A 12,699-nucleotide genomic window follows, 5' to 3' on the forward strand; every position below is an offset into this window, starting at 1 on the left:
ATGGCCGTGCACCAGTGGTCCATCCGCTCCCGGGTGCTCGCCGGGATGCTAGCGCTCGTCGGCCTCGCACTCGTCCTGGCCGGCACGGCCATCTACGCCGTGGAGCGCGGGGAACTCAACGAGCGGTTGGACGATTCGCTGTCCCGCTCGGTCCAGGAGTTCCGCGTCCTGGCCGGGACCGGGCTGGATCCTTCCACCCGCAGGCCCTATGCCCACGCCGAGGAGCTGCTGTACACGGCCATGCAGCGGACGCTGCCCTCAGGCAACCAGGGGATGATCGGCCTGACCGCCCGCCGGTTGCAGTGGACGGCCCCGGATACGGTGCGGCTGCGGCTGGAAGCGGACCCGGGCTTCCTCGCCTGGGCGACCTCCCCGGACCGGGCCGACGAAGCCAGGATCGAGACGGTCGGCACGGCGGTGACGACCTACCGCGCCGTCGTCGTCCCCGTGCAGTTGTCCTCGGACCCGGAACCGGGCCGCTTCGTGCTCGCCTACGACTACGCGGCCGAGCTGCGCCGCATCAACCAGAACTTCGCGGTCTTCTCCGCCGTCGGAGTCCTGGTCATGCTGGTCGCCGCAGGAGCCGCCTGGTTGTTCGTGGAACGCATGTTGCGACCCGTTCGCCTCTTGCGCAACACCGCCCAGCAGATCTCCGAAACAGACCTCTCCCGCCGCATCGACGTGTCCGGAACCGACGAATTTGCCGAGCTGACCACCACCATCAACGCCATGCTCGACCGCCTCGAGGGCGCGGTGGAGGCCCAGCGGAAGCTGCTGGACGACGTCGGTCACGAATTGCGCACGCCGGTCACCATTGTCCGGGGCCACCTCGAAGTCATGGACGGAACGGATCCAGACGACGTGGACCAGGCCCGCGAGATCTCCCTCGACGAGCTCGGCCGCATGTCGCTGCTGATCAACGACCTGGTCACGCTCGCCACCTCAAACCGGGCGGACTTCGTCGTGCCACGACCCACGGACGTTGGCGTGCTGCTCGATGACATCCTGGACAAGGCCACCGCCTTGGGCGATCGCAGCTGGCGCATCGGCCATCGGGTCGAGGCACGCGTCTGGCTCGACCCCTCCCGGGTGACACAGGCGATGCTCCAGTTGTGCGCCAATGCCGTGAAGTTCTCCTCACCCGGCTCGGACATCCTCCTCGGATCGCAGCTTCTGGCCGCGCAGTCGGACGACGAGGGCGTACGACGCGTCTTGCGCCTCTGGGTCAAGGATGCCGGATCAGGGATCGACGAGGCGGACCAGCTGCGCATTTTCGACCGATTCGGGCGTGGCCGCAACAGCAGCCGTGCGGAAGGCTCGGGCCTTGGGCTGAGCATCGTCTCGGCCATTTCCGCGGCGCATGGTGGAAGGGTGTCCGTGGACTCCGCCCCGGGAGCCGGGTCCATCTTCAGGATCGACATCCCGGTCACAGGAGGAGACGGGCACACATGAGTCGGATCCTGATCATCGAGGACGAACTACGCATCAGTTCCTTCGTGGCCAAGGGCCTCAAGGCGGCCGGGCTTGCCCCCGTGGTCGCGGACACCGGCCACGAGGGCGGGGAACTGGCGCTGACTGGGGCCTTCGAACTCATCATCCTCGACCTGGGCCTGCCCGACGAAGACGGTTTCTCCGTCCTGAAGCGCCTCCGCGACGAGGACGTGACGACGCCGGTGATCATCCTGACCGCCCGCGGCGGCGTCGAGGACACGGTCGCCGGCCTCCGCGGAGGTGCCGACGACTACATGGCCAAGCCATTCCATTTCGACGAGTTGCTCGCCCGGGTCAGGTTGCGGCTGCGGACTGGGGACAACGGGGTCGACACCTCGGTCGTCCGCCACGGGAGCCTCGAAATGGATTTCCTGCACCGGAGGGCCCGCGTGCACGGCCGGGAAGTGGATTTGTCTGCCCGGGAGTTCTCGCTCGCCGAGGCCTTCATTCGCAACCCCGGCCAGGTGCTCAGCCGCGAGCAGCTGCTGTCCCGCGTCTGGGGCTATGACTTCGATCCGGGGTCCAACGTCGTCGACGTGTACGTGCGCTACCTGCGCAACAAGCTCGGCGGCGAGCGGTTCGAAACGGTACGGGGCGTCGGGTACCGCCTCCTGCCCGATGCGTAGCCGGACTCACGCCGCCCGGGCCGGCTCCCACTCGAAGTGCCGCCGCAGCAGCCGGCTCCACCGGTTGGCAGGCAGGTCCGTGTGCAACAGCGCCATGCCGATGCAGTACTTGCTCATGCTGACCGGGCGGATGCCCATGCGCGCCAGGGCGCGCTCGGCTGCGCCCCGTCCGTCAGCGGTCTTGGTCTCGACCACGAACAGGTCCGGCCCATGGAGCAGCTGCCGGCGATCGGCGTAGGTCAGATCCGCATCGCAGGTGAGCCGTTCGCCGTCGTGCGGGTCGACGAAGGTGGCCCGGACGTAGTTGCTGTCGAGCACCGGCTCCAAGCCGGGGACCTCTTGGCCGTACTCGGCCGACACCACGTCCTCGAGAAAGGACCTCGACTGTTCCGTGAGGATGCCCGCAGCGCGCGTGTCCTGGGGCAAGCGGTGCTTCACCGTCGCCCCGCGCCGGCCCTTGGTCTTGACCTCGAACATCGACAGACCGCTATCCACATAGGTCCGGGTGCGGACCTTGTACCGGCGCCTGCGTCCCTGCCGGTGGGCGCGGAACTGTTCAAAATCCGGGGTGTCGAAGTAGACCGAGGCATAGCGGAATGTACGTAGGCCGTCGATTTCCAGGACTCGGAACCGCTGGTCCAGGCTCTTGAGCAGGGCGGTGAATTGCTCCGGGGTCAGCAGGAACTTGCGGTCGACCCGGGTCTGCAGGGCCGCCTCGCGCATCACCTCATCCAGGGCGATCGGCCGGCGGTCGCGCACTGCCGCGTCCAACGCCTCGCGGGCGAGACCATGACGACGAGCGGACGAACTGGCTCTCCCCGGCGCCGAGGGCGACGGCAGCCGGTTCCCGCGCTTCCCGGCATGGATCTGCGTCTCCTTGAAGCTCATGACGACGTCTCCTGGGCGACGAGCGGACGACCAGCCAGACGGTAGGCTGCCTCCTCCTGGCGCTCCGGCGTTCGAGCGGCGTCGGAACGGATGTTCTCGGGATACGTCCTGAAGCGGACGTCGACGATGGTCAGGTCACGCACCAGGTCCAGTTCCAGAACGACGGTGCGCAGCACGCGCGCCTTCAGCAGATGCTCCAATGCGGCCGTCAACTCGTCCTTGCCCGGGTACGCGGCATCGAGGGTGACGGTCTGCCGCGCCGTGCGCGGCGCGAAACGGGGGTGGTCGGCCAGGAACATCACCAGCACCAGACCCGCCGTGACGGCCGGTGCGAACCAGGCCGGATCAGGATGCAGCCCGTTCACCAGGCCAACGGTCAGGGAGACGAAGTAGTAGGCGACTTCCTCTTGCGTCAGCGTGTCCGAACGCAGCCTGATGATCGACAGGATGCCGAAGAGGCCCAGCCCCAGCCCCATGCCGGCGCCGCTGCCCGAAAGCAGCAGCGTGACGGCGAAGATTCCCATGCTCAGCGCGACGTAGGCGAGCACCAGGTCGCGGCGGAAATGCCGCCGGAAATAGACCACGTACACCAGCACTGTCATGCCAACGACGTTTGCGGCCAAGGCCGCCCAGAAGGACAACATCAGAAACTCCTTTTCCCCAATTCTTTTCCTCTTGCCTAGAGCCTAAGGAACGTAAATGAGGGAAAAGGAAGGGGAAGATGAGGAGTCTCTCATCTTCCCCTCCGGCTCCTCGGTGGCGCCCGGCGCTTCTCCCGCTACAGCGTTCCGACCCCCTTCTTGGCGGCGTCAGCCTGCAGGGCGGCGGTCCCCTCGGCGTCCGCCTGGTCCACGTCTTGCAGCGAGATCCCGCGGGTCTCCTTGAGCGCCAGCACCGACACGGCGGTGATCGCACAGGCGATGAGCAGGTAGATCGCCACCGGAACCGAGGAATGGTACTTGTCCACCAGCGAGGTCGCGATGATCGGGGCCAGCGAGCCCGCGACGATCGAGGTCACCTGATAGCCCAGCGACACCCCGGAGTAGCGCATGCGGGTCGGGAACATCTCGGCCATGATCGATGGCTGGCCGGCATACATCAGCGCGTGGAAGCACAAGCCGATGGTGATGGAAGCCAGGATGATCCAGTCGTTGCCGGTGTCCATCATCGGGAAGGCGAAGAAGCCCCAGCTGGCACCGGTGATCGCTCCGAGCAGGTAGGTGGGCTTGCGGCCGATGGCGTCGGAGAGGCGTCCGACGGTGGGGACCACGAAGAAGTGGACCACATGGGCCAGCAGCAGCATGGAGAGGATATGCGAAGTCTCGATCTCCACGATGACCTTCAGGTAGGTGATCGAGAAGGTCACCACGAGGTAGTAGAGGATGTTCTCGGCGAAACGCAGGCCCATGGCGGTGAAGACGCCGCGGGGGTAGCGCTTGAAGACCTCGACGATGCCGTAGCCGACATTCTTGTTGGCCTCGATCTTCTTCTGTTCCTCCAGGAAGATGGGGGCATCGGAGATCTTGGTGCGGATGTAGTAGCCGATCAGGACGATGACTGCCGACAGCCAGAAGCCCACGCGCCAGCCCCAGCCCAGGAAGGCCTCCTCGCTCAGGGCAAAGGAGAGGAACAGCAGCACGCCGGTGGCGAGCAGATTGCCCATGGGCACGGCGGCCTGGGGCCAGCTGGCCCAGAAGCCGCGGCGGTTGTCCGGGCTGTGCTCGGCGACCAGCAGCACGGCGCCGCCCCATTCGCCGCCGACGGCGAAGCCCTGGATGAAGCGCAGCAGCACCAGCAGCACCGGGGCGCCGTAGCCGATCGCGTCGAAGCCGGGCAGGCAGCCCATCAGGAAGGTCGAGACGCCGACCAGGATGATGGAGAACTGCAGCAGCTTCTTGCGTCCGAACTTGTCGCCGAAGTGCCCGAACACGATGCCGCCGATGGGGCGGGCGATGAAGCCCACGGCGTAGGTCAGGAACGCCTTCATGATGCCGTCGAGGTCGGAGTCCGAGTTCGGGAAGAACAGGTGGCCGAAGACGAGGGTGGATGCTGCTGCGTACAGGAAGAATTCGTACCATTCGACGACGGTGCCGGCCATCGACGCGACGACGACCTTCTTCAATCCGGCTCCGAGTCCCCGTTGACCGGTTGGCGATTGTGCCGCCATGTTGTTGCTCCTCAGATTGATGCGATAAGCGAGTTGCCCGGCCAGCGACGAATGTGACGCACGGCACAGGCAGGTGCATCCCGAGTATTTCAGCGTCCCGGGGGCTTATCAACGAACATTCCCGTTCAGCGCATCTGCATTCCTGCACGTGCAGGGGAGGCCGCACATGCCCGCGTCAGCTGAAGCACCCCACCGCCACCGCGGCCATCCGGGGGGATCGTCTCTCCTCAGACGGGGATCCCGCCTGCTCCCTTGAGGCTCTTCATCACGATGGTCGATGTCAGCTTCTCGACTCCTGCCAAGCCCACTAGGACGTCGTCGTAGAACTCCTGGTATCGGGGCAGATCGGCGGCCATGACCTTGAGCAGGAAGTCCGGCTCGCCGAAGAGGCGCGAAGCCTCGACGATTTCCGGAATCCCGGTCACTTCTTCCTCGAAGGCCCGCATGTTCTGCCGGTCCTTCAACGTCACGAAGACGAGTGCCTGGAAAGCCAATCCGACCTTGGGCCCGTCCAGGACCGCCCGGTAGCCCGAGACCACTCCCGCCTGCTCCAGATCTCGGAGCCGGCGATGGCAGGGCGCCACCGTCAGCCCGACCTCCGAGGCAAGCGCGGTGACGGTCATCCGGCCATCGTCCTGCAGCAGGCGCAAAATCATTCTGTCAATGTCATCAATCACGCAATGATCTTATCGCCGGAACCTACTTCAGACGCAGGATAGGTAAGCACTTATGGCCACAATCTCCCTAAGCTTGTCCCGATAGCAACAGCATGACGCAGGAGACCGACATGGACCCCCACCTGATCCTCGGATTCGCCACCGTATCGGTCGCCTTGGCCCTGACACCTGGCGCCGATTGGGCCTTTGCCATTTCCTCTGGGCTCGGTGGACGCCGGATCGCCCCGGCAGTCGGAGGCCTGCTCGGCGGCTACCTGCTGCACACGCTGCTGATCGTCGCCGGCTTGGCCGCACTCGTGATCGCCATGCCGCAATTGCTCGCCGGGCTGACGATTGCCGGGGCCGCCTACCTGCTCTGGCTCGGTGTCTCGACCACGCGTTCCTGGCGTTCAGCCGGCTACACGGCAGCCGCCGAATCCGGCCAGCCACAGCCGGGCAACGCCGGCAGCTTCCTAAAGGGTCTGGGCACCAGCGGCACCAACCCGAAGGCCCTGCTCCTATACCTGGCCCTCATCCCGCAGTTCATCGACCTGGATGCGAATCTGCCAGCGCCCGTGCAGACCGGCATCCTGGGCATATCACACCTGCTGGTCTCCGCCATCGTGTACACCGGGGTGGCCTTCGGCGCGCGCCGCCTGCTGGCCAGCCGGCCATCGGCGGCGCGCATCGTGACCCTGGCCAGCGGTGTCATCATGCTGGCGTTGGGCGCCCTGTTGCTGGCCGAGCAGATCGCGGCATTCAGCGCAGCCTAACCGTTACCGGACAGACAGTGTGCAGCAGGAAAACCGTTTCCACGGGTATCTGATGGTTGCCCACAGGCGCCGCAACTCAAGTGCCAATTCTGCGGCTGTTCGTTGTCCCCCTGTCGCCGTTGCCCGGGGCGACCCCCTGACCCCAGCTCGCTCTAGAACGCTTGGACCGATGTTCTCGGGCAGCATGCAGGGCTCAAACAGCCGCGTTTGTGTGCCGAGCAGCAGTCTCGCGCAGCTGTTCTGCGTAACCGTAGATCTCGTCAAGCGACGATATGGGATGCCGGGTTTCGACTTTGTCATCGTCAAAGACACCCAGATACTTTTGCGACCTGTTGAAGTGCAGACGTGCAATAGGACGTCGGTTATTGTCGTCCAAGAGGACCGCGCAGTAGGATTTGGCGTCGCGATAGACGACACGATGAGGCTTCACATGACTGCATACGATCGCCCGGACGATCTGGAATCCTTCGAGCTCCTCAAACGTCGTCTCGACTCCGTCATCAGCTAGATCCGCTTCAACTACTTCGGCGCTATTCACCGACGCTGCCATTTCCTCCTCCGAGGAGGCAGGACCGGAGGTGTCCCGCAGCGCCGCCTTCAGCCTGTCGTTCACCTGATCGCTCAGGAACTGGCGCGACGCCTTCTTGACCAGCCCGGAGAACTGCTCTCGCACGCGTGCCGTAAACACTCCGTCATATACCTGGCTCGACAGGAGCTTTACCCAGTTTTCGTCGGGCTCCTGAAATTGCTTTCCGATCACGCGTTTAAGATGACCGATGTATTTCAATTCTTCCGCGGAATTGATGATCGATTCCAAGTCGAAAACTTCCTTGGAAAGCTTCTGAATCTCCGGAACCAGGGTCTCGTCGATATCGCTGAGATCGAGGATCAGGAACGGCTTGGAGTCCATGCGGTTCGGAGCTTCCAAATCAGTGTAGAACTGATAGATCTCGCCATTCGTCAGGACAGCGATGCGCGCTGTGGTGGCGGCAAAATAGCGGAACAGCTGTGAGGCGTTCTCTATAGTCAACGGCCCCAAGGAGCGCTTGCATTCAATGAGGATCTGAACTTCGTCGTCTTTTACGATGGCGTAGTCAATCTTCTCCCCCTTCTTGATGCCGACGTCCGCCGTGAACTCGGGAATGACCTCCAACGGGTTGAAGACGTCATAGCCAAGCACCGTGGAAATGAACGGCATGATAAAGGCGTTCTTGGTTGCCTCTTCCGTCTCGATGGCGCCGCGCTGATGTTTTACCTTTGCGGCCAATGCCGCCAGGCGCTCAGATAGTTCCACTTTCCCCCCAATTCAAGTTGTTGCTCCATTTCCCACACTACCGCTGTTCCCCACGCGGCTGCTTCCGGGCACTCGGTCCGAAACGGTTAGACCGGTACTAATCTTTTTGGAACATCCTCTGCGTCACGGGCAGGGCTTCCAAGACTTACCGCCCGGCGCATAGCAGCGAGGTCCTGTGTATCCGGGGTAGGGATTGCTGGACTTCTTAGGAGCAGTTTTCCTCTCAGGCGCGGCCGGGCGCTCAGTCGTTCGACGGACGGCTTGCCGTTCGGCTCGCTGTTCTGCGATTCTGGCTGCTTCTTGAGCAGCGCGCTTGCGATCCGCCACCTTCGCAGCTTCTCGCTGGGCCTTGGCCTTCCGAACTTCTTCTGCTTTTTGGATAGCTGCCTTCCGGTCCTGCTCAGCACGCTTGGCAGCTGCGGCTTCCGCCTTGGCTTTCTCTGCCGCCTTCCGCTCCTTTGTCGTCAGGACGTTTTGTTGCCTCTTGAGCCAGGATTTGCGCTTCGTTGCCCGTTTCACAGCAGTCGCCAGCTTCGGGGCCAATGTCCCCGCCACCGAGGTTCGCACACCGGAGCGGACCGCGTCGGCCGACTCATCGGCCCCATGAAGAAGCGCGTCCGCTGCTTCTGCTACCGATATCGCTGCGACAGCGCCAGCGAGGAATGCCGAAGCTTCCTGGGCTGTGGCTGGAGCCTCTGTTGTCAGCGCTGACAGGTCCTCAAGCGCCGTCTGGACCTGACCGGGAATCGAACAGTCGACTTCCGGGCTGAAGAGACCTGCCTTGCGAACGGATGCCTCCTCTTGGGCTTCTCGCACATCTTCGTAAAAACGGTCATTGGGCTCGAAAAGTACCGCTACCCCGTAGCCTGCGCGAGCGATTTCCGCGTTGATGAATTCCCCGTTATGGAATACGCCTGCCAAAGTTCGTTCGTATTTGTCAGTTCGTTCGACGTCGTATTCCAAGTGGACGCTGCTTCCGACCGGCAGTCGCTGCTTCAAGTACTCCGTGGCCTCCGGTCCCAGACACTGCACCGGCGTGTCGGGCTTTTTGGTCTCTGGTGTGTCGACGTTGAGCAACCGCACCGTTCGTTCATCACCGTTGAGTGAGGCCACGAGGGTATCGCCATCGATAACACGGACGACGGTCGCTTCGCCTCCGTCCGTCTGCTGGCCTGCGTCTGCAACCGTGCAAGCACTCAAAATGAGGCTACCGCTGAGGAAGGGCGGCGGCAAGTGCAATACTCTTGCGCGGCAACTCCATTTTGGACCCGAGACGCGACAAATTTCCCCCCAATTATCCTGAACACATTTAGACCAGAATATTATCGGCTTCCGCCCGGTTCATCGTTATCCACGGGGACAAAGACGGCAGTAGCGCCCTGGGCCGGAACGGAGCGGTTCTACAAAGACCCGTCCTGCATGCGTCGTTTTCTGCCGCCTCAGCCGGTGGCCAAATCCCGCTCGTACAGGCGGGAGCCCCGCCTGAAGACGCCGCAGGTGATGTAGTAGGCATTCACGCCGACGTTCAGGACGACCAGCGTGGCCACATAGAGGACCGTCGCCAGGGCCGGAACGACGTCGGGCGGCAGGGTGAAGGCCATCAGGACGCGGCCCGCGGCGTCGGCCAGCAGCCCCAGGGACCACAGCACGGTTGAAACCCGCCACATCCTGCGGAACCGGCTCGATTCCTCGTACAGGCCGTCCCAGCCGGCGGGCCAGTTCCACCGCCCCTCGAGCAACGGACGGCTCAACGAAAAGACCACAGGGCGCCTGGCCCGGAGGCTGAGCGCGAAGACAACGGCGGTGGCAGCGGTCAGCACCGCCCCCTTGGCCAGCAGGAAGCGCTCGTCCCCCGGCACCGCCGAGATGAGCAGTGCCCCGACGGACATGAACGAGAAGTAGAGCGCGATCCGGCCCACGACCTTGCCGCGTACCAGCTGGTAGACCGACGGGGCCGCGGAGAGCACCCCGGTGACCAGCAAGGCGGCATAGACCCCGACCCCCAGACCGCGCAGGAGGTAATACAGGCCAACTGGCACGGCCAGCGAGATGAGGAACACGATCACCGCGCGTCCCCGGCGCCGTCCCGCTGGCGCTGCCGTCATGGCTTCTTGCCGTCACCCTTGTCGGACTTGGACTTCTTGGACTCCTCGGCCTTCTTGGACTCCTCGGCCTTCTTGGATTCCTTCGCCTTCTTGGATTCCTCCGCTTCCTTGGATTCCTTGGCCGCTTCCTCCTGGGCTTCCTTCTCGGCCTCGGCCTTCGCCTTGGCCTCCGCGGCGGCCTCTTCCCGCTCGCGGGCGCGCTCGGCGGCGGCACGCTCGGCCGCGGCCTCTTCGCGCTTGCGTTTCTCCTCCGCCTTCTTTTCCGCCACGAGCTTCTTCTGCTCGCCTTCGACGGAGTCCAGGCGCTTCTTCGCGGCCGCGATGGTGGTGGCGATCTGCTTGTCCCAGCGCGGACGCTCGGCGGCATAGACAACGGCCTGAGCACTGCCCTCCGGGACCTGCATGCCCGCCAGGGCCTCCTTGGCCGCGACGCCGTCGGAGACGATCGACTCGAGGTCGGAGACCATCGTGTCCGCGGCCTCGACGCTCAGCGGTGTGGATGTGGGGACGGCTTTCATGCGCTTCATGACCGGCTGGACGGTCGAGGCGACTGTGCAATCGCGGCTGCCGTCGAACAAGCCGTCCCCGCGCTGCTGGGCCTTCTGCTGCCCGGCCAGGACACGGTCGTAATAGGGGTTGTTGGGGCTGTCCTTCTCGGCGACGGCGAAGCCGGCCTCGGCAACCTCCTCATTGACGAAGACACCTGCGGAAAAGGCGGCGGCCCGGTTCTCCTTGCGCTTGGGCGGCAGGTCGTCGTCGTACTGCAGGCGGACCTTGTCCCCCTCGCGCAACACCGATTTCAGGTGCTTGGTGGCCTCGGCGCCCAGGCACTCGGCCTGGTCGCCGTCCACGGGTGCCAAGACGTTGAGCAGGTCGACGGTCTTCTCCTTGCCGTCGACCGAGGCGATGAAGGTATCGCCGTCCACGACGCGCACCACCTTGCCGCCCACGTTGGGAACGTTTCCATTGGGGGCGTCCATGCGGCAACCGGCCAACGACGTGGTCACCACGAGGGCGCCCAACACCATGGCAGCGGCTTTCATCAATGGGCGATTGTTCAGGGACGATGGTGCGACCACGCGCTAGCCTCCAGTGGGTTTCAGGGAGTGTCCGCGGTGTGGGCCTGCGGGGCCACGGCATCCGCCGGCCCCCGCCCGGACCACACTCCATGTACGACGGCGGCACCCCGTTGCCGGGGCATCCATGCTCCCGCGCGACCCGCGGCAGTGGTGCTGCGGGCTGCGGACTGGCGGAAGCGGTACCGCGTCAGGCGGACCCACCTGCGGGACGGGACGCGGCGGGGACAACTGACCGCGTCGATTTTACCGTGAAATCCCGGCGTGCCATAGCCGGTCGGGGTAGCCGGGCCGTCAGCGAGCGGGTCCGAGGCTCTTCTGCACCCCGCTGCCCACCAGGACAGCGCAGCCGAACCAGATGGCCCCGGCCGGACCGAGCGGTGCCGCGATCAGGCCGGCCGCCAGCGGCATGACGACCTGGCCCAGTCGGTTCCCCATGAGGCGCACGGCCAAGGCGGAGCCGCGCCAGGAGTGCGGCACGGACTCGGAGATCAGCGACATCGTCAGCGGCTGGCCCAGCCCCAGGAAGATCCCGCCGGCGAAGAGCAGCACCAGCGTCGCCCACGGGGTGTCGATGACCAGGGCGGGCACGGCGAGGCAGATGCCGGCCCCGTAGAGGCTGCCCATGAGCAGTATCCGGCGCGCGATCCGGCGGCTGAGGTAGGGCAGGAAGCCGCGCGAGATGATCGTCCCGGCGCCGCGGGCGGCCAGTAGCATCCCGATCCATGCCGGCGAGACGCCGTGCGCTTCACCCACCAGCGGCAGGAAGGCGGTGAGGATGTCCAGCATGGCCAGGAGGGCGAGCGATGCGAGCATGTTGGACCGCACACCGGGCCTGTTCAGGATGGCGCCCATCGTCGGGCGGCCGGGACCGCCGTCGTCCTGTGGCGCCGGTGCGGACAGGACGGCACGACGGCGGCGCTCCCCCGGCGCCGTGCCCCGGCCGCGGGTTCCGCCGCGGCTGGCGATGATGCCGGGCAGCAGGACGGGCAGGACCGTCAATGCCAAGGCGGCTCCCAGCCACATCGAGAAAGTCGTGCCCTCGGCCCGGGTTCCGGGCCCGATGCCGGCGCCGTCTCCCAGGAGCAGGCCGGCGACCAGCGGACCGGCGATCTGGCCGCCCGCGTAGGCCGCGGTGAACCACCCGAAGCCCCGGTCCAGCTGGTCGTTCGGGGAGAAGCGGGCGATGGCCGATTGCCCGGCGATCGTGAAGATGAGGTGGCCCATGCCCAGCACGGCGCTGGCGGCGGCCACCCAGACGATGGTGCCGGCGAGCGCCAGTGCGGCGGCACCGGCGGCGAGGACGAGGGCGCCGATGCCGACCATCACGCGCAGCCCCGGGATCCGGTCGGTTAACCGGCCCAGCCACATGGCACTGACCACCGGGAGGATGGCGTAGGCGGCGGTCACCAGGCCGACGGCCGTCGCGTCGGCGCCCAGGTCGATGAGCTTGTAGGTGGTGACCGGGCGGACGAGGTTCAGCGCCGTCTGCGAGAAGAAACCCGCAACCACCAGCGTCCACAACCAGCCCTGGGACCGTGGACCGGTGGACGCTGACGACATGGGGCCTCCGGTTCGGGCAGTGCGGGCAAAACGTCATCAGGTTACCCTCCCGGCCGGCCC

At 65.3% G+C, this 12,699-nt stretch carries 12 protein-coding genes; 3 read left to right on the forward strand and 9 right to left on the reverse strand.

Annotation, left to right across the window (positions count from 1 at the left end; translation table 11 throughout):
• Together AB8M85_RS09505 and AB8M85_RS09510 are read left to right on the forward strand one after the other, a co-directional pair.
• Entirely contained in the window at positions 1-1,452 is a 1,452-nt protein-coding gene (locus AB8M85_RS09505) for a sensor histidine kinase (protein WP_372698573.1), read from the forward strand.
• A complete protein-coding gene (locus AB8M85_RS09510; protein WP_372698574.1) occupies positions 1,449-2,117 on the forward strand; it encodes a response regulator transcription factor in 669 nt (222 codons plus the stop codon). Before AB8M85_RS09505 ends, AB8M85_RS09510 begins: the two co-directional genes overlap by 4 nt.
• Positions 2,118-2,123: 6 nt before the next feature.
• Here AB8M85_RS09510 and AB8M85_RS09515 read toward each other — a convergent pair whose 3' ends face one another.
• The 4 genes from AB8M85_RS09515 to AB8M85_RS09530 all read right to left on the reverse strand — a co-directional run bounded on the left by AB8M85_RS09515 (position 2,124) and on the right by AB8M85_RS09530 (position 5,849).
• Entirely contained in the window at positions 2,124-3,005 is an 882-nt protein-coding gene (locus tag AB8M85_RS09515; RefSeq protein ID WP_372698575.1) for a polyphosphate polymerase domain-containing protein, read from the reverse strand.
• Positions 3,002-3,649 (reverse strand): DUF4956 domain-containing protein, encoded by a 648-nt coding sequence (locus tag AB8M85_RS09520; protein WP_372698576.1) that lies wholly within the window; start codon positions 3,647-3,649, stop codon positions 3,002-3,004. The genes AB8M85_RS09515 and AB8M85_RS09520 overlap by 4 nt, the downstream gene beginning before the upstream one ends.
• Before the next feature lie 134 nt (positions 3,650-3,783).
• Positions 3,784-5,172 (reverse strand): MFS transporter, encoded by a 1,389-nt coding sequence (locus AB8M85_RS09525; protein WP_372698577.1) that lies wholly within the window; start codon positions 5,170-5,172, stop codon positions 3,784-3,786.
• Between the two features lie 227 nt (positions 5,173-5,399).
• Entirely contained in the window at positions 5,400-5,849 is a 450-nt protein-coding gene (locus tag AB8M85_RS09530) for an Lrp/AsnC family transcriptional regulator (protein ID WP_372698578.1), read from the reverse strand.
• Positions 5,850-5,941: 92 nt separating this feature from the next.
• On the opposite strand from AB8M85_RS09530, the gene AB8M85_RS09535 reads away from it, so the two are divergent.
• Positions 5,942-6,601: a LysE family translocator gene (locus AB8M85_RS09535; RefSeq protein ID WP_372698579.1), complete on the forward strand. Its 660-nt coding sequence runs from the start codon at positions 5,942-5,944 to the stop codon at positions 6,599-6,601.
• A gap of 193 nt (positions 6,602-6,794) precedes the next feature.
• On the opposite strand, the gene AB8M85_RS09540 is transcribed toward AB8M85_RS09535, so the two are convergent.
• The 5 genes from AB8M85_RS09540 to AB8M85_RS09560 form a co-directional block, all read right to left on the reverse strand.
• Positions 6,795-7,895: a type I restriction enzyme HsdR N-terminal domain-containing protein gene (locus tag AB8M85_RS09540; protein ID WP_372698580.1), complete on the reverse strand. Its 1,101-nt coding sequence runs from the start codon at positions 7,893-7,895 to the stop codon at positions 6,795-6,797.
• Positions 7,896-8,018: 123 nt separating this feature from the next.
• Entirely contained in the window at positions 8,019-9,008 is a 990-nt protein-coding gene (locus tag AB8M85_RS09545) for a thermonuclease family protein (protein ID WP_372698581.1), read from the reverse strand.
• A 326-nt stretch (positions 9,009-9,334) separates the two neighbouring features.
• Positions 9,335-10,000, reverse strand: coding sequence for a VC0807 family protein (locus AB8M85_RS09550; RefSeq protein WP_372698582.1), 666 nt, complete (start codon positions 9,998-10,000; stop codon positions 9,335-9,337).
• Positions 9,997-11,043 carry a thermonuclease family protein gene (locus AB8M85_RS09555; RefSeq protein WP_372698583.1) on the reverse strand — a complete coding sequence of 349 codons (1,047 nt, stop codon included), beginning with the start codon at positions 11,041-11,043 and terminating at the stop codon, positions 9,997-9,999. The genes AB8M85_RS09550 and AB8M85_RS09555 overlap by 4 nt, the downstream gene beginning before the upstream one ends.
• A gap of 327 nt (positions 11,044-11,370) precedes the next feature.
• Positions 11,371-12,639: an MFS transporter gene (locus AB8M85_RS09560; RefSeq protein ID WP_372698584.1), complete on the reverse strand. Its 1,269-nt coding sequence runs from the start codon at positions 12,637-12,639 to the stop codon at positions 11,371-11,373.
• Positions 12,640-12,699 lie beyond the last annotated feature (60 nt).

The organism is Arthrobacter sp. JSM 101049 (assembly GCF_041679245.1).
In the GTDB taxonomy this organism is placed as follows: domain Bacteria; phylum Actinomycetota; class Actinomycetes; order Actinomycetales; family Micrococcaceae; genus Arthrobacter_H.